This window comes from Nitrospinaceae bacterium (assembly GCA_018669005.1).
GTDB lineage: Bacteria > UBA8248 > UBA8248 > UBA8248 > UBA8248 > UBA8248.
Genome location: JABJAL010000083.1, coordinates 1 through 16643 on the forward strand (window position 1 = coordinate 1; position 16643 = coordinate 16643).

Sequence of the window (16643 nt, forward strand, 5' to 3'; positions counted from 1 at the left end):
CGACAGCAAACATCTGCGTTTCTCGGACAGTAGTGGAAAACGCGGTGCGAATAATTTCCCTGGCTGATTCTTCGGCGATGGCAATGAGCCGGCTCCAAAGAACCTCTAGAGTTATCGGGTCGATACCCTTACGGGTCATCTTGGATTTACCTCCTACAGCTCAATGATTAGGTTCAGGTTTTTATCGATCGAAAAATTCGAGCGAGACCCGATTACTGTTGTGGTTTCACGCTCCTCAACAAGGGCCGGCCCCTTGAACTTCTGGTTTGGCCGTAGAAGGTAGCGGTTGTAAACATTAACCTTCCTGAATCCCTTGGTCTCCGGCAGGAAAATCCGCTGTGTTCCTTTGAGCGGGTTGCCGCTTCCCTTGGTGGGGAAGTTGGAGAATTTGAAATTGACTTCAGGAGAGGGGCCGATGCCGAAGATGCGCCAGTTGAATACACGGAGCGGAACATCTTTGATGGCGCGACCGTGTGTTTCGATATAATGGTCCAAGAACGATTTTTCGATAATTTCCAAGTGGTTCGGCTTGAGCGGTCCTGCAGGAATCGGAACCGTCATCGGGAAGCCTTGGCCCTCGAAGCTTATGTCGGCCATACGCTCAATCTTAATGTCGCGCTCTTTCACGCCAGCGTCCTTGAGGATGTCGTGACACTGATTTTCCCGCTCGACCATCAGCGTGTTGAGCTTTGCCAGATCGATGTCCTCAAGCGAGGCGACATAACTATCGACTGTATCAACCTTGAAGGGCACGGTGAGCAGTCCCAGGCTTGAGGCGAGCCCAGCCGCAGGCGGGCAGATGATGCGATGGATGCCAACTTTTCTCGCCAGATGGAATGCGTGGACGGGTCCGGCGCCGCCTGTCGCGACGAGCGTGAAGTTGCGGGGGTCTTTTCCGCGCTCGGAGAGTTGGATTCGCGTGGCGGCGGCCATGGTCTCGTTTACGAGTTCATGAATACCCCAAGCGGCCTGAACTTCCTGGGTCTTGAGCGGCTCAGCAATGTTTTTCCGGATGGCCTGGGCTGCTGCCTCGGGGAAAATATCCATTACCCCGCCGAGGAAATAGTCTGGGTTGATGTAGCCCAGAATAAGATCTGCATCGGTGACGGTTGGCTTGTCGCCGCCGAGTCCGTAGCAAGCCGGGCCGGGTGTGGCGCCCTGGCTCTCAGGCCCCACCTTGAGGAGCCCCATCTCGTCGATGTAGGCGATGCTCCCGCCACCAGCTCCGGCCTCGATCAGGTCGATGCAGGGAACCTGGATGGGAAGCCCGCTGTTTTTCTTGAACCGCTTTACCCGGGCGATTTCGAAGTTGAATGTAAAATGTGGTTTGGATTTTTCGATGATGCAGGTCTTGGCCGTGGTGCCGCCCATGTCGAAGGCAATCAGATCTTCATAACCACTCTGACCGCCGAAGTAGGCGGCCGAAAGTGCACCACCCGCCGGGCCTGACTCGATCATCCGGACAGGTGTTCTTGAGGCTGAACCGGCGGTGGCAATGCCCCCATTCGAGAGCATGATATAAAGCGGTACATCATCAAGATTCGCTTCGAGGTCTTCAAGATATCTCGAAACGATTGGTTGAATATAGGCGTTCACAACGGTTGTGGACGTTCTCTCGTATTCGCGAATCTCGGGACACACCATGGACGAGAGGCTGAAGTTGATGTGCGGGAACGATTCGACGATGGCCTCGGCGATGGCGTCCTCGTGCTCGGAATTGATGTAGGAGTGAAGCAGGCACACGGCGATAGAGTTTGCTCCTTTATCGACGAGTTCCTGTATGGTGACTTTCACTTCCTGGGGGCTGAGCGGCTGCAGGACTTCTCCTGTGCCCGAGATGCGCTCGGTGAGCTCGCTCCGCATCGGACCCGGAACCAGTGGTTCGGGAAACTCCGGGACGAGATCGTAAATGTCGTATCTCGATTCGCGGCCGATGAGGAGGACATCCTGGAAGCCTTTGGTGGTTACGAGGCCGGTGGTGGCGCCTTTGCGCTCGATGATGGCGTTGGTGGCCAGTGTCGTGGCATGTATGGCTTGGCCAAGTTCCTTGAAGCGGAATCCAGACTCATCGAGCAACGATCTGAGCCCGGCTAGGGCTCCGATGGATGGATCGTGAGAGGTGGTGAGATATTTCCCGACCAAGGATTTACCGCTACCGAGGTCGTAAATCACGATGTCGGTGAAAGTACCGCCAATATCTATTGCGGCGATCAGCTTTCGCCGTGCCGATGCTTTGGGGCGTGGTTGAGTAGTCATATGGGGTTTATCACTCGAGGTTTATTGGGTGGTTTTCCCTTCCACCCGCAGTTACAAAAATTGACGTGTTTTCCTAAGGGAAACAGGAAAGAGGCGACAACAAAGACGTATAACTACAATAAAAACTGTTAGTTGTCAATGGCCAGGGTTGTTGTATAAATGTAACTTATTATTTTTCAATGACCTAAAATTATTGTATACATGAAAAATTTTAATTAAAATAATTAAACGTGTGTATTATTTCGTACAAATCTTTGATTTTATGATGATTGGGCCTAATTTTTTTGATCGGATGATTCTCCAAAATGAAGTTTTTTTCATATAAAGCTGTAAAGCGGGCAAGATTTCTTTCGATTTTTAATTTTTACGAGTTAATTTTTATAAAGCACAGAATTTGGGGTTCTGAGCGCAGGGGTTTGAGGGACGAGGGGGATATGGCGTGGCAGGAGAAAAGGTGTTTCCGGCGATAATTGATTGCGATCCGGGTGTGGATGACGCACTTGCCCTGGCTCTGGCCATGGCATCTTCCGAGATGGAACTCCGCGCCGTCACCACCGTCCACGGGAATATCCCGCTCCGGATGGCACACAGGAATGCCCGCCGCATGGTTTCTTTTCTGCACGAGAATTTGAAGCAGCCAGGTCTGGCTCCCCCTGTTTATGCCGGAGCAGGCAAGCCGATCAGGCGTGGTCGGATCGACAGGACAATTTCCTATGCCATCCACGGGAAAGATGGATTGGGCGATTTGTTTCAAAAGCGGGCACTCCCGGCCCTGGGTACCAATAACGACAGCCGGAGTGCCGACCAGGTTATTGCCGACCTTGCCCGAGAGTATGGCAAGGCGTTGCGCATCATCGCGATAGGCCCCCTGACCAACCTTGCTCTTGCCTTGAAACGAGACAGATATGCCCTAGCGGGTGTTGGGAGAGTTGTCGTGATGGGTGGTGCAGCCCGGATGCCGGGGAACGCCACTGCGGCGGCGGAGTTTAATGTGCATTGCGATCCCGAGGCGACCGAGGTGGTGATGAACTGTGGGGCGCCGATCACCATGGTCGGCCTCGATGTTACTCGGCAGGCGTTTCTTCCGTCTGCATCGCTAAAGGGGGGAGGTCCGTTCCGCAAGGCATTGCGTGAACTTGTGAGCCCCTATGCCAGGTTCTCGAAAATCCGGCGTGGTGTGGACGGTGTAGTGCTTCACGATCCGCTGGCCGTTGCGGCGGCGATTGAGCCTGGCCTGCTCGATACGCTTCGGCGACCGGTGTCGGTTGAGTGCGGCACTGGCCCAGCAAGGGGAATGACAGTAGTCGATCTTCGAGCCGGGGCGGGAGTCTCCTCGAAAGCCGCGCCTGGGGTGGATGTAGCGCTTGGTGTGGATGCAAAGCGTTTTCTTCGGTTCTTTTTGAAAAGGCTGGGAGCCTACCGTGGCTGGGTCTAAAAAAGGAGCGGGTGTCCTGGTTATCGGCAGTGCCAATGTCGATATCGTCATTGAGACGGATAAACTCCCCGGGCCGGGCGAGACGGTCCTGGGTGGCGAGTGCCGGGAGTACTGGGGCGGAAAGGGAGCCAACCAAGCACTTGCCGCGCTCAAGGCTGGCGCCCAAGTTCGGTTTGTGTCGATGACGGGGACTGACCGCCATGGCGTGGATTACCGAAAACATCTTGTTTCCGAGGGAATTCAGCGCAAGGGGCTTTTCATCGATCCGGCTCCTACGGGAACTGCGCTAATTGTGGTGGACAAAAAGGGCGAGAATCAGATTGCCGTATCCTCAGGGGCGAATATGCGGCTGACTCCCCGCCGGTTGCAGGTTTCAGCGGGAGTGCTTGAATATGGAAAAGTAGTTTTAGCGCAGTTGGAAATACCCATCGCCTCTGTTGCCACCGCATATCGGGCGGCTAGGCGGCGCGGCGCCATTACCATACTAAACCCCGCCCCGGCGCCCCGTTCATTTCCGGCAAATTTCTTTTCTCTAATTGATGTCATCATTCTTAATGAGGGAGAGGCCGCCAAGCTTTCCAAACAAAAGGAATCTCAAAGTGATTCAGATTTTTTAAGCCATTGCCGAGCGATACGGAAAATGGGAGTTGGCGCAGTAGTACTAACGGCGGGGAGAAACGGAGCATTGGTCCATTCTGATGAGGGAATCGGCTGGATAAAGCCTCAAGGAGGCATTCTAGTAGTCGATACCACGGGCGCGGGCGATGTTTTTTCGGGGGCATTTGCGGCCTCGCTGACCGATGGAGCGTCTATATTGGATTCTGCCCGTTTCGCAGTTGCAGCGGCTTCGCTTTCCGTTCGGAAAAAAGGGGCCCAGGGAGGTGTCCCATCCCGGCGGGCTATTCTGAGAGCTATGAAAGGGTTAAGTTGGAAGCCGATTTCTTGAGGTTGACTTCAACTATTAACCACACTACGGTTCGTGTCTTGTATTAAAGAGGCGATTTTTATGCTCGTCATATTTCTTTTGAAATTAGCCGCTAGGAGAATTGTTCATGCCGATGGATTGGGATGAATTTAAGTCGAGAAAACAAGGTGGCGGAATGGGACCGCCACAGATCAAATTACCCGAATTTCGTATGCCGAACATGAAACTACCCGGTGCGCTAATTGTCGTGATTGCGATAGCCCTGTGGCTGTTATCCGGAATTTACACCGTAGGGCCTGACGAGCAGGGAATTGTTCTCAGGTACGGCGCAATGAATCGAGTGACTTCATCCGGCCTGAACTATCATATTCCTTTCCCGATAGAGCGGGTCTATACCCCGAAAGTCACCGAGGTTAAGCGAATCGAGCTTGGGTTCAGGACGATAGATCCCGGTCCACCCGCCCGCTATTCTGACAAGCCGAATGAATCGCGGATGCTGACTGGTGATGAAAATATGGTGGATCTGGATGTAATCGTGCAGTACCGGATTTCAGACGCCGCAAAATATCTGTTCAATGTGCGTAATCCCCAGACGACAGTCGGCCATGCAGCCGAGGCCGCTGTGCGTCAGGTGGTTGGTAGTAAACCTATCGACGAGGCGCTGACGACAGGAAAGGGTGTTATCCAGCAACAGACCCTGGGCGAGATTCAAAACATTTTGAACAAGTACGACAGCGGGCTTACCGTGGTGGCGGTCCAGCTACAGGACGTCACTCCACCCAAGGAGGTCATTCAGTCGTTCAAGGATGTTGCCAGCGCGCGGGAGGACCAAAACCGCCTGATCAACGAGGCCCAGGGATACCAGAATCAGATCATTCCCGAGGCGCGGGGTAAGCGCGCCCAGATACTTCGCCGTGCCGAGGCCTACCGGGAGACGAAGATTCGCCAGGCGCGGGGCGATGCGAATCGCTTCCTTGCCACGGTGAGGGAATATAAAAAGGCGCCCGAAATTACCCGAAAGCGTCTCTACCTTGAAATGATGAAAGATGTCATGCCGACCGTGGATAAATTTATCCTGGATGGAAAAAATGGGTCTGGCGTTTTACCCATTCTCTCGCTCAGAGGCGATGGGTTGAAGGAGATCAAGAAATGACACAAGCGCCTCCCATTCCAAAGAAAACCATCGGCCTGCTGGTCGTTGCCGTGTTGGCTGTGATTTTGATAAACACTGTGTTTTTTACTGTACGCGAAGATCAGCAGGTAGTTGTGACAAGGCTGGGTAAGCCGGTGCGCACAATTCGGAGCGCTGGCCTGAACTACCGTACTCCTTTTATAGAGCAGTTGACGTTCTTTGATAAGCGACTTTTGGAATATGACTCAAACCCCACCGAGATCATTACGCAGGATAAAAAATCGCTCGTGGTCGATAACTTCTCGCGCTGGCGCATTGTCGATCCGCTTAAGTTCCTCCGCACGGTCCGCGATGAGGTGGGTGCCCAGGCGCGTCTCGACGATATTATTTACAGTGAATTGCGGCTCGAACTCGGCCGAAAGGACCTGGTGGATATCGTCGCCCACGATCGCGCCGAACTGATGAACCAGGTTACAAAAGAGAGCAACCGTAAAGCTGTCAAGTACGGTATCGATATTGTGGATGTCCGGCTCAAGCGCGCTGATCTACCTGAGCAGAACCTCAAGGCGATCTTCGGCCGCATGCAGGCCGAGCGGAATAGAATTGCCCGCCAATACCGCTCCGTAGGTAGGGAGAAGGCGCAAAAGATCCGGGCTGAAACGGATCGCGAGCGCGATATTCTTCTGGCTGGGGCCTATGAGGAAGAGCAGAAAATCAAGGGTGAGGGCGACGCAAAGAGTATTGAAATCACTGCCGAGGCATTCGGGCAGGACAGCGAGTTTTACGCTTTCAATAAGAGCCTTGAGGTCTACCGGGCATCGTTGAAAGACAAAACAACACTGATGCTCCCGGCCGATAGCGAGTTTTTGAAATTCCTGAAAAGCTCGAGCGGGGGAAAGTAATCGCGGTTGTTGGGGCCGGTGTTTTGCTTACCGGCCCCGGTCAGTGGGTGAATTGAACAGGGTGGTAAGCCCCTCTCGTATCGCCCTGTTCACTGAACTTCGGATAAGCCCTTCCATTCGCTCGACGTGATTGAAGTCAGAAGTAAAAAGGTGGATCTCCCGCGTGTTGGGGGTGATTTCCACCTTTCGGGTCACGATTTTCCTGGAACTCCGATTTCCCCATTTGATAATCAGGCGGATGGTACCTTTGTTTTTCGCCTCATAGAAGCGCCCCTTTCCTGAAAAATCGAGACGCTCTATCTCGCCATAAATGGCATGTTCCCCCTGTATGCCGGGCAGGGAGTCGAGTCGGCCGTTCCATTTCCCGTTGACGGGTTTCATACCTGCTTTGAGAAGAAAATCCCGCACCAGGCGGGTGACCCCTGTGGCCACTGTTTCACGCCCTGATATGAAGTCGACCGAGAGACCTCCCCAATGGTAGGTGCCAAAGGAGCTTTTCTTTCTTCTCAGGTCCACGAATGGGACGATGATGATATTCGGGAAAGCCTGAACGGATGGGTCGATTAGGGTGCCACTCTTCGGGCCCTCGTAGCGCAGGGTGACCGGGCGCTGCACATAAGAGGTGGTGCAACCCCATAGGCTCGCCAGCAGCAGTAGTGCTGCTCCCAGACTTCCCGCTCGTATCCAGTTTCGCATGGTCTCGCCTCCCATCTGCGGTTGATTTTATGTGCGCTATTTTTTGAGATAATCGTCTGTGCCGTCCAGCCAATCCGCGCGGGGCGGGCTGAAGATGTCATAATCAAGAACCGTCTCATCACCCAGCACCTCGGCAGAGTGTCGTGCGTTGGGAGGGATGAGCAGGCTCTCGCCCGGGCCGATTTCGATGGTCTCACCATCCACGACAAACCGGAGGTGGCCCTTGAGCACATGTGATATCTGCTCGTTCTCGTGGGCGTGCTCGGGTACGACGCAGCCCGGCTTGAGTTCGAGCCAACAGAGCATCTCTTTGACGCCGACGATCATCTTGCGGCTAAAAGTGTCCGTGACCTGCTCGGCGGGCATTTCATCCCAGCTGAACTTTTGAGCCGGCATCTTTTTCTCCCCTAAGGCGTGATACGCATGTGTAAGTCTATATGTGTTGATTGTAGCGTACTGCGGGGAAGATAAAAGCGCGGTGCATCGGAGGGCGCAACTCACCTTTGCGGTGGGTTGCCAAAAGCATTTATGAAAGAGCTTTTGTGCTGGATTGGCTGGTGGCTATTGCTTGTAGGCCGGAAGTGTTCTTTCGAATCCCTTCCGGATGACGCGCCCGGCCTTGATTACGTAATAGTCGGGACCGTAGCGGATGACACTGGCCATCGGCGGCGAGGGGCAGTCCTTCGGGATGATCAGGTTATTCTGGCCCTCACGTGGCAGATAACGCTCCGCATCATCTTCAGTGAGTTCCACCTCCCTGGCGCAACCGCTCTCGGACTTTTTGCAGTCCTCGCAGGGAAAAATTTTGCTGTACTCGCAGGGAACTTTCTCGCCCATCTAACATCTCCTGAATATCGGTTATACATGCTCGAATGCCAGCGAAGGCAAGGATGCGGCATCGGGACTGCGGCGTCAATACCGCCCGGATGGGGAGGCATCCCCTTGAAACATCAACCACATGGCGGGGGCCTGCCCGTAGCGGGGCCGGGTGATTGAAATCAGGCCACCATATCAGTATAAAAAGCGCTCGGGGGACTCCACTGACAACCATTTAGGCAGAAGTGCGGCCGGGAGCGTCCTGGCCGCTTCTCGTACTCTAATTTTTTTCGGAGGGCATATTAATGCCACGCATGACCGACAAGATGCTCGATTCGGGAGAGCCGTTTCCGAGTATCGAAATTGACCAGGTTGGGGGCGGTAAAATCTCGCTGCCTGGCGATTTGGCTGGTTCCTGGGGTGTCGTCTTATTCTATCGGGGACACTGGTGACCCTACTGCAAGCAGCAACTGACTGCCTTCTCGCGGGCCTCAAAGCTCGCCGAGGAAGGTATCAAGGTTGTTGCAGCCTCCGTGGACACGGAGGAGCAGGCGCAAGGGACAATCGATGAGTGTGGGTTAGAATTTCCCATGGGCTATGGTCTTGACAACAAAGCCATCTCGGAGCTCACGGGGTGCTTCTATGAAGAGAAGCGCTCGATTCTCCACAGCACGGGCTACCTCGTTAAACCCGACGGTACCGTCGCCGTGGGCGTCTACAGCTCAGGGCCCATCGGGCGCCTCGTCTGGCAGGATGTTCACGCCGTCGTCCAGTACATGAAGAAAATGGCTGCCGGCAAGTAAGTGCCACATGCCGCTCATTAGCATATCGCTCACCCGGGCCGGGGGCCGCGCGCTCCCGGCCTTGGGTGTTGGTATAATGAGATATCTGCTGTAAAATCAACCCTCTGCCCCATATCTATTATTTAGGAGAAATCGATCATGCCGAAGGTGAACGATCTCATCCTCGATACGGGCGATATGTTCCCCCATATCGAGATGGACAAGGTCGGCGGCGGGAAAATCTCCCTGCCAGGCGACCTCAACGGCTCCTGGGGAGTCGTCTTGTTCTACCGCAGCCACTGGTGACCCTATTGACTCGCGCAGCTAGCGGCCTTCTCCCGGGCGGGAGAAAAACTAGAAGCAGAGGGCATCAAGGTCATCGCAGCCTCGACCGACCCCGAAAATGAAGCACTTGAATCAATCGAGGCGAGCAAAGTGAACTTCCCGGTGGGCCATAGCCTCGACCCGGCCAAAATTTCCGAGCTCACCGGCGCGCTCTGGGCGCCCGATAAGGGTCGCAGGGAAAGAACCTATCTCCACACCACGAACTTCCTGCTCAACCCCAAGGGCGAGGTCAACATCTCAGTCTATAGCTCGGGGCCTCTTGGTCGTCTCGTCTGGCAGGATGTTCTCCAGGCCGTCGCCCATAGAAAGAAAATGGCGGCCGAGGCCGGGAAATAATTTTTTTGGAAATAGTATTTGAAGCCGGGTTTGAATTTTTTAGAGGGCGCACCTGAATTGAAAATCTGGATAGACGCCGATGCCTGCCCGAAAGTGGTCAAAGAAATTCTCTTTCGGGCGGCCGAGCGGCTTGAAATCGAGACCGTCCTCGTCGCCAACCAGGTGATGAGCGCTCCCCCCTCGCCGCTTTTCTCGATGATCGTCGTGCCCAATGATTTCGATGCGGCCGACAATCGAATCGCCGAGGAAGCGGGTCCCGATGATATCGTCATCACAGCCGATGTCCCCCTGGCGTCCCGTATCGTGGGCGCCGGGGGCGTGGCTATCGATCCGAGGGGCCATGTTTACGATGAGGAAAACATCGGCGAGCGCCTCTCGGCCCGCAATCTCATGAGCGACCTGCGCCAGGGGGGGCTCGTCCAGGGCGGCCCCCGCGAGATGGAAGCCACCGACACCCACAAATTCGCTTCCGCCCTTGATCGCGAACTCACCCGGCGAATGAATCGATAAAGCGCCTTCTCTTCAAAAGGGAAACCCCATGGCCCCAAAAATAACCAAGACCGATGCCCAGTGGCGTGACCAGCTAACCCCCGAGCAGTATACCGTCACCCGCCAAGCCGCAACCGAGCCCCCCTTTTCGGGCGAATACGATGGTTGCAAAGACGAGGGCACCTACAACTGCATCTGCTGTGAGACACCGCTATTCACCTCGGATAAAAAATTTGACTCGGGCTCGGGCTGGCCCAGCTTCTGGGAGCCGGTGAGTAAAGAGAACGTCACCGAGATTGAAGACGTCACCCACGGCATGCGCCGGGTCGAGGTCGTCTGCGCCGCCTGCGAGGGGCACCTCGGCCACATCTTCCCCGACGGCCCGCCACCCACCGGCCAGCGCTACTGCATCAACTCGGTTTCGATAGTGTTGGATAGGAAAAGCTAGCCGCCTTGCCGGAATTTTATCCCAAATAAAAAAGGCCGGGAGATTGTCCCGGCCCTTTCGTTTATTTTAATCTGAATTCGCCTATCCACATGCCTTGACCGAGGGCAGGCTCCTCGCTACTCACTCAAAGCCTATCCATCAGAATATTCGATTCGCTCATCATCCCCGTAGGCTTTTAAAAGGCGGGCCTCGCCTTCCGGATTTTTTTCGCGGTACCCGTGTATCGGAGCCGGAATGTCCGGTTGCCATTTTGTTTTCTCGGGCGGCTCGGGCCATTCATACGGGAGGTGGCGGTAGCTGGGTGCCGCTGTAGCCCCTTCGAGAAGATCGCACATGTCATCGCAAATACGGCGCTGGCCCGCGCGATCCCCCACTTCGCCTAATTGTCTCCCGAAGGGAAACTGAATAAATGCCGCCCGAGGCACGCAGACCCGCTCGGTCGTCTCAGGGATATTGCTGATGGATACGGTAGGGATTCCGGCCTTCTCTATTTCCCGCTGGAGCAGTCCTCCGGACCGCACGCAGAGTGGTCAGACGGGAAACAAAAACGCCGCCTCGACACCCTCGCCCTTCATCTTGGCTATCATCTTGGGCGCGGTCTGCTTCACCAGCGGATTAAAGTTCGGGATGTAGCCCATGATGGAGTAGAGGGTCTCAGTCAGGGCAGCGATTTTCCCCTCCCGCTCGTAGCCCAAGAAAATATCCACAGGCCAGGCGACGTTTCTATCTTTTTTTAAAAACGATGTGTCGATGTGCAGGTGGCTGTATTCGACATCATCCTGCCCCGCCTCCCGCGGAATCTCTCGGTGGGTGGGGTCTCCCCAAATGAACTCGCGCCGCTCGCGTTCATAGTCGAACGACTCATCCCCCTTCATGTAAATACCGGCGGTTGAAATTAGCGCCACCTTGCATTCGGAAAGGGGTTTTGTCATCGGTGTCCAGGGTGTCTTGGCGGGATCGGCGTGCCGCTGGCCGAGTCTCCGTTTTTTTCCTTCCGGATTGGAATTGAAATAAAATCCGCTCACCTTAGATACCGGCATGAAGGAACCCCCCTGAATGATGAAATTAAGTATTAAGATTTAATAGTTGTTCACCTACCCCACTCGTGCCACTACCCTGGCTGGGGCGCCCTCGATTTTGTAGAGCTTCATTGGAAACGCGAACATTTCAAATTCGGTCTCATCAAACGTTTCAAGGTTAATGACGTGCTCAATGAGCGGAACGCCCCGGCCCAAGGCCGCTCGGTGGCCGGGAGAGTCGCCTTTCGAGACGGTGCTGTTTGGGCGCATGCCGGGGTCGATGGCGTGGTCCATGCACAACGCCTTGATGCCGCAGTCGCATAAAAAATTCACCGCCTCGGCGTCGAGATAGGGGTTGGGCCCAAAGTATTCTGGTGTAAATAGCGCTTTTTTCGACCAGCCCGACCATGAAACGCCGATGGCATCTTTTAGCCGCTCCGGATCAAAGCCGGGTGAGGCCTCGATGTGGGCTTTCGTGATGGGTTGTTCTTTTTGGGTGGTTGCCCGCACATCGATCTTCACCGAGCGCCCGCAAAAAGTCTCTAGCGGCATCTCGTCTATCGTCACCCCGTCGGCATAAAAATGATTCGGGGAATCAAGGTGGGTGCCCTGATGAATTGCCATGGTGACGGCGCTGTTTTGCCGCCCGTGGGTGTCGTGTTCATGAAAGCGAGAGAACACGACCTCGGGAAACGTCGGGACGAGGCAAAGGTCCGGGTGCCCCAGCGGGGCGGTCAGGTCAATAAGGCGAGACATTCAGCGATTCTCCTTGAAATTTATACACCTAGTTCTTGTTGAATGGGGCCAGCGCCATGTTATGAGACTTGAACGCTCCCGCAGGATTCGGGTACCAGGCCCAGACGTGAACGGTCGAAAGTGTCGGATGCCAGGCCGCGAACTGAACGCCAGTCTTGGGGCTCTTTTTCGGGCAACTCTTGGGCGAGGCTTTATGAGTTTCGGTGCCATCCTTGTAGTGGCAGGCGGCGCCATGGTCGCGCCACTGGGCATTTTTAAAGGGAAGCGATTTGGGCTGTTTCCCCTTGGGCCAGCCCCACTCGACGCCCGCGAGCTGGAAGCTGCCGTCATCGTGCTTGATGTAGAGGAGAAGATTCGGCTTGTCGACTTCGAATCCTCGGATTTTCGCGTTTCTAAAATGGTAGCCCATGTTGGGTACCATATTGGATGCCATTCTGTAGCCATCCGCCTTGGCATTTTTCACGTCCAGATACTTGGCCGTCGCCTGGCGGATTTTTGCTATGAGGGTGGCGTCGGATTTATGCGCCTCTACTTGTGTAGAGAATGTGGTGAGGCCAAAGAGAAGAGAAATTGCGATTGCAATGTGGATTTTCATGTGAACATCTCCTAAAGGGTGAGCGATGTGGAGAAACATGAGATTAAAAAAATCATATCGTACGAATATATTTAATACAATATAGTCTAGATAATAAAAACAAGACCTAAGTCCGCAAGATTTTTAGCGAAATCAGCGGGAGTCTCAGACAAATATTCCCAGGGCAGGAGCGCTGTATTAGGTTGAAGGACTGAATATATCACTGATCAATTCTGTCTTGTTGCGGTTTCACGTGTATGGGGATTGGCTATTGTCTGGGGTCGATGAGCCCGAGATTTTCCAGAAAATCAAGAAGAACGGTTTCGAAAGCCTCGGGCGAGTCTAGCTGGGGGTAGTGGCCCGAGCCCTCGATAATGGCCGCCGTGCAGTTGTGCATATTTGCGGCCATCCCTTCAAGGGCTTTGATGCGCGGCTCATCGAACTCGCCTGCCACCGCGAGGGTGGGGCATTCGATATCGCCGAAGCGCTCAATCAAGTTGGGGGCCTCCTCGGCAGCGGCGAGGGCTGCGGCCAAACCTGCGGGATTGTTTCTCATAAAGAGGCGGTGGTGCTCGGCGCGCTCTTGGGGGCTCATTCCGCGCGGGGGTGGAATGATGTCTCGTTTTGCTTTGTAGGCGGCTGACATTTCACCGGCCAGGACGTGGTTTTTCATTGCACTGATCGCGGCGGCGTTCGGTGGGCCGGTATTGGCGCCGATGAGCACCAGCGCCGATGGAAACTCAGGTTTCTCAACTGCGAGAAGGAGGGCGAGGCGCGCGCCAAAGCCTTGCGCGATAAGGAGCGGGCGCTTGGCGCTTAGCTCCTCTGAAAGGCGGTGGATATCGCTAGCCATATCGGCGGCGGTAAAAGATTCGTGTGGACTGGAGGAGCGGCCATGGCCCCTGAGTTCAAGGGCGAGTACGCGCGAGCGGGGCGATAGGGTGGGGATAAGGTTCCGCCAGACCCATATGCTGTCGCCCAAACCATGGATGAGCATAACGGGTGGGCCGCCGCCTGCAATCTCGCAGCAAAGAACAACAGGATCGGCAACGGTGCCGGGCGATATTCTCACATGGCGGGCGGTGCGCGGCGACTCTCCGGCGATTCGGGCCATGGTTATCGCTGGGCGTGGAGGGTTTCGATGATATCGCGGAGGCGCTCGGCTGTTGCCTCGTAGAATATTGCGCCGTTCTCGGCGGTGGCTACAGTCGGGTCGCCCGAAACACCGGAGGGCTTGGTTGCCCGGGTGAAATCGGCTGGCGCATTCAGGAGGCCGCCCTTGTGCATGTCCTGGGTTGCGAGGGGATGGGGACGCGTCCAGACGTTTTTTTCTGCGAGGGACATATCCACCAGGTCGGGTCGCAGGTGGAGCATCATCGAGGTTTCGAATTCGCCGCTGTGGGCCATGCTCCCGACCTCGCCGATTCGGTGCTCGGCGGCGGCCTCGTTGCCGAGTTTGAAGTAGGTGACCATCCAGAGGGTGATGCCCAGGTTGTGTTTGAGTTGAAGGGCAGCCGCCTGGAGCGGGGCGATGTTGCCGCCGTGGCCGTTGACGAGGAGGACTTTTTTATAGCCGTGGCGCGCGACCGAGGTGACGAGGTCTTGTATCACGGCGGTGTAGGTTTCGAGCGAGAGGGTTAGCGTGCCCGCAAATTCCATGTGGTGGGGTGATTGGCCGGCCCACATGGTCGGGGTGAGCAGGACATTGTCTAGATCGTCGGTGGCCTTTTGGCAGACGGCGGTGGCCAAGTGGGTATCGACGGCGACCGGGTTGTGTGGCCCGTGCTGCTCGATGGCGGCAAAGGGCATGACGACGGTTGCGCCGGCGGCGACCTGTGTTTCGTGCTGGGGCCAGCTGAGTTCTTCCCATCTCATTGGCAGCACCTCTTGGCGCGGGGCTCGCTCGCGCATCGGAATAAGAGTTAAAAGGTTTGAAAACCAGGGGTTTTTCGTATCCACGGAAAGCCTCGCAGGTTTTGGGCTGCCGGGCAACCGGGGGGCATAAGGGGCGCATCGTGCACGGGAGATTGGGCCCCCAGGATGGTTGGAGGCATCTGCCAGCGGGGAGCCTAGCCTTGGATGGCGGGCTCGCTCCTTAGGGGGCAGCTTTGTGCGAATTTCCAGTTTGACAAAAAGCGAGAGCGGGTTGGATTGCTTGGGCCCTGATCGAGATATCCTCCCTGGGGGCGTGCCCCCGCCACATGCCTGGGTTGACCTCGGACTCATCTCGGCCCGAGTCGGGCTCAGCCCGATCTGCCCTTGCTCCGGGGCCGGTATCGTGGTTTATTAGCACGCCGGTATGGACGGAGTGGTAGAATGTTTGTGCCCTCATGTGGGGCCAAGGAGAGAGATTTGGAGATTCATTCGCTGGATCAGGCGCGCGAGGATCATCGTTGGATGGCCGAGGCGCTGGGGCTTGCCGAGGAGGCCGAGAAGGCGGGCGATGTGCCCGTGGGCGCGCTTATTGTGCGCGATGGCGTGGTGCTCGGCCGAGGCTACAATCGGCGCGAGGCCGCCTGCGACCCGACGGCGCATGCTGAAATTCTCGCACTCCGGGAGGCTGCCAATTACGACGGCATCTGGCGCCTCGATGGTGCGACGATGTATGTCACCCTGGAGCCGTGCCCGATGTGTGCGGGGGCATTGGTAAACTCGCGTATTGCCCGGCTTGTGTTTGGCGCCGTTGATTCCAAGGGCGGGGCCTGCGGTTCGCTGTTCGACATTCCCTCGGACCCGCGGGTGAACCACAGGATTCCCATCACGAGGGGTGTTCTCGCAGACGAGAGCGCTACCTTGCTACGCGCTTTTTTTGGAGAGCGGCGTCGCATCGCCCGCGAGGCGCGCGAGGCGCAGCGCTAGTTCAACCATACTTCATCCGGCTCCCGCAGGAGCCGCTTGCCACGGAGAGGTGGCCGAGCCTGGCTTAAGGCGGCAGACTCGAAATCTGTTGTGCGGGCAACCGTACCGGGGGTTCGAATCCCTCCCTCTCCGCCATTAACTTCTTATTATTTCTTCGTTTAACTATTCTCTTCTGGTGTTTTGCTCTGTTAATTGAACATCCCGTAATTTCTCGTGTCAGCACCATGTCAGCACCAAGATTAGTTTCAACTCTTATTCATATAAAAAAAGGCCCCTTTTTACTAGGGGCCTTTTTAGATCCCGATAGGTGTTTCCCGGCCAAAGGAGATCAGAATCGGGATCGCTTGCCACTAAGCACGAAGGGGTCTTTTCTCCTGGCACCCGTGTCATCGGCCTAGTCCATGGCCTAGGACCATATCGGTAATCTAACCCCTTCACGACAAAATTTCTGCAAATAAACTCCAGAAGCCTTTATAAAAATGCCCGTAGACCCTCATACGGTCAAACGTATGAAGGTTTCACACTATTAAAAACACACTGGTGCCTTCGGGGAAAAGCGAGGCTGTGAAAGGCTAATATTGAAAATGAAAGTGAACTTGTGAACATATTTAGATTTTCTTGTGATTTGGAGTTGTAAATTTTCAGGAGCCGATATAAAGCGTTAGGCAGGAAAGAACTGCCCGCGTAATTTTAACAAACTCTCAGGATTGGTGATGTATGAACAAGCCAGTAAAGAAACACTAACTGTCGATTCCCAGAATATTCCTCTCTCGCCACTACTTACTACCCCACAGGCTGCTCATTTCCTTGGCCTAAAACCCAACACGCTCGAAAAGTTCCGCATAGTTGGCGGTGGCCCAATTTTTTTTAAGC

21 protein-coding genes, 1 tRNA gene and 1 pseudogene are annotated in these 16643 nt (G+C 55.3%); 12 read left to right on the forward strand and 11 right to left on the reverse strand.

Going from position 1 to position 16643, the window contains the following annotated elements; genetic code table 11:
* Positions 1-139: hypothetical protein (locus tag HOJ95_13270; GenBank protein MBT6395669.1), on the reverse strand; the 139-nt coding region annotated here is incomplete at its 3' end.
* A gap of 14 nt (positions 140-153) precedes the next feature.
* Positions 154-2256 carry a hydantoinase/oxoprolinase family protein gene (locus tag HOJ95_13275; protein ID MBT6395670.1) on the reverse strand — a complete coding sequence of 701 codons (2103 nt, stop codon included), beginning with the start codon at positions 2254-2256 and terminating at the stop codon, positions 154-156.
* 439 nt (positions 2257-2695) lie between these two features.
* On the opposite strand from HOJ95_13275, the gene HOJ95_13280 reads away from it, so the two are divergent.
* From HOJ95_13280 to hflC, 4 genes are all read left to right on the forward strand, one after another.
* The gene (locus HOJ95_13280; protein MBT6395671.1) at positions 2696-3691 is read left to right on the forward strand and encodes a nucleoside hydrolase; all 996 of its coding nucleotides are present in this window, start codon (positions 2696-2698) and stop codon (positions 3689-3691) included.
* Positions 3678-4637, forward strand: coding sequence for a ribokinase (locus HOJ95_13285; GenBank protein MBT6395672.1), 960 nt, complete (start codon positions 3678-3680; stop codon positions 4635-4637). The genes HOJ95_13280 and HOJ95_13285 overlap by 14 nt, the downstream gene beginning before the upstream one ends.
* 106 nt (positions 4638-4743) lie before the next feature.
* Positions 4744-5769 carry an FtsH protease activity modulator HflK gene (gene hflK / locus HOJ95_13290; protein MBT6395673.1) on the forward strand — a complete coding sequence of 342 codons (1026 nt, stop codon included), beginning with the start codon at positions 4744-4746 and terminating at the stop codon, positions 5767-5769.
* Positions 5766-6650: a protease modulator HflC gene (hflC, locus tag HOJ95_13295; GenBank protein ID MBT6395674.1), complete on the forward strand. Its 885-nt coding sequence runs from the start codon at positions 5766-5768 to the stop codon at positions 6648-6650. Before hflK ends, hflC begins: the two co-directional genes overlap by 4 nt.
* A 27-nt stretch (positions 6651-6677) precedes the next feature.
* Here hflC and HOJ95_13300 read toward each other — a convergent pair whose 3' ends face one another.
* From HOJ95_13300 to HOJ95_13310, 3 genes are all read right to left on the reverse strand, one after another.
* Positions 6678-7346 (reverse strand): hypothetical protein, encoded by a 669-nt coding sequence (locus HOJ95_13300; GenBank protein ID MBT6395675.1) that lies wholly within the window; start codon positions 7344-7346, stop codon positions 6678-6680.
* 36 nt (positions 7347-7382) lie between these two features.
* Positions 7383-7742 (reverse strand): cupin domain-containing protein, encoded by a 360-nt coding sequence (locus HOJ95_13305; protein ID MBT6395676.1) that lies wholly within the window; start codon positions 7740-7742, stop codon positions 7383-7385.
* A gap of 165 nt (positions 7743-7907) precedes the next feature.
* On the reverse strand, positions 7908-8183 hold the full coding sequence (locus HOJ95_13310; protein ID MBT6395677.1) for a hypothetical protein: 276 nt from the start codon (positions 8181-8183) through the stop codon (positions 7908-7910).
* Between the two features lie 284 nt (positions 8184-8467).
* Between HOJ95_13310 and HOJ95_13315 the strand changes: the two genes are divergently transcribed.
* From HOJ95_13315 to msrB, 6 genes and pseudogenes are all read left to right on the forward strand, one after another.
* Entirely contained in the window at positions 8468-8614 is a 147-nt protein-coding gene (locus tag HOJ95_13315; protein MBT6395678.1) for a hypothetical protein, read from the forward strand.
* 18 nt (positions 8615-8632) lie between these two features.
* Complete coding sequence (locus HOJ95_13320) at positions 8633-8965, forward strand: redoxin domain-containing protein (GenBank protein MBT6395679.1); 333 nt, start codon at positions 8633-8635, stop codon at positions 8963-8965.
* A 138-nt stretch (positions 8966-9103) separates the two neighbouring features.
* On the forward strand, positions 9104-9250 hold the full coding sequence (locus HOJ95_13325) for a hypothetical protein (GenBank protein MBT6395680.1): 147 nt from the start codon (positions 9104-9106) through the stop codon (positions 9248-9250).
* Between the two features lie 15 nt (positions 9251-9265).
* A pseudogene (locus HOJ95_13330) lies at positions 9266-9625 on the forward strand (redoxin domain-containing protein).
* Positions 9626-9682: 57 nt separating this feature from the next.
* A complete protein-coding gene (locus HOJ95_13335; GenBank protein ID MBT6395681.1) occupies positions 9683-10135 on the forward strand; it encodes a YaiI/YqxD family protein in 453 nt (150 codons plus the stop codon).
* 28 nt (positions 10136-10163) lie between these two features.
* On the forward strand, positions 10164-10562 hold the full coding sequence (gene msrB, locus HOJ95_13340; GenBank protein ID MBT6395682.1) for a peptide-methionine (R)-S-oxide reductase MsrB: 399 nt from the start codon (positions 10164-10166) through the stop codon (positions 10560-10562).
* Between the two features lie 131 nt (positions 10563-10693).
* Here the strand turns inward: msrB and HOJ95_13345 are convergent, their stop codons facing one another.
* The 6 genes from HOJ95_13345 to HOJ95_13370 all read right to left on the reverse strand — a co-directional run bounded on the left by HOJ95_13345 (position 10694) and on the right by HOJ95_13370 (position 14786).
* Positions 10694-11083, reverse strand: a complete 390-nt coding sequence (locus tag HOJ95_13345) for a hypothetical protein (GenBank protein MBT6395683.1) — start codon at positions 11081-11083, stop codon at positions 10694-10696.
* A 9-nt stretch (positions 11084-11092) separates the two neighbouring features.
* Positions 11093-11602 (reverse strand): hypothetical protein, encoded by a 510-nt coding sequence (locus tag HOJ95_13350; protein MBT6395684.1) that lies wholly within the window; start codon positions 11600-11602, stop codon positions 11093-11095.
* A gap of 54 nt (positions 11603-11656) precedes the next feature.
* Positions 11657-12337: a cyclase family protein gene (locus HOJ95_13355; protein MBT6395685.1), complete on the reverse strand. Its 681-nt coding sequence runs from the start codon at positions 12335-12337 to the stop codon at positions 11657-11659.
* 28 nt (positions 12338-12365) lie between these two features.
* Positions 12366-12932: a hypothetical protein gene (locus tag HOJ95_13360; protein ID MBT6395686.1), complete on the reverse strand. Its 567-nt coding sequence runs from the start codon at positions 12930-12932 to the stop codon at positions 12366-12368.
* A gap of 247 nt (positions 12933-13179) precedes the next feature.
* Positions 13180-14025 carry an alpha/beta hydrolase gene (locus HOJ95_13365; GenBank protein ID MBT6395687.1) on the reverse strand — a complete coding sequence of 282 codons (846 nt, stop codon included), beginning with the start codon at positions 14023-14025 and terminating at the stop codon, positions 13180-13182.
* A 2-nt stretch (positions 14026-14027) separates the two neighbouring features.
* Positions 14028-14786, reverse strand: coding sequence for a creatininase family protein (locus HOJ95_13370; protein MBT6395688.1), 759 nt, complete (start codon positions 14784-14786; stop codon positions 14028-14030).
* A 441-nt stretch (positions 14787-15227) separates the two neighbouring features.
* Here HOJ95_13370 and tadA point away from each other — a divergent pair, with 441 nt between their 5' ends.
* Positions 15228-15770, forward strand: a complete 543-nt coding sequence (gene tadA / locus HOJ95_13375; GenBank protein ID MBT6395689.1) for a tRNA adenosine(34) deaminase TadA — start codon at positions 15228-15230, stop codon at positions 15768-15770.
* Positions 15771-15813: 43 nt separating this feature from the next.
* Positions 15814-15905 (forward strand) — tRNA-Ser (locus tag HOJ95_13380).
* Positions 15906-16643: the final 738 nt, after the last annotated feature.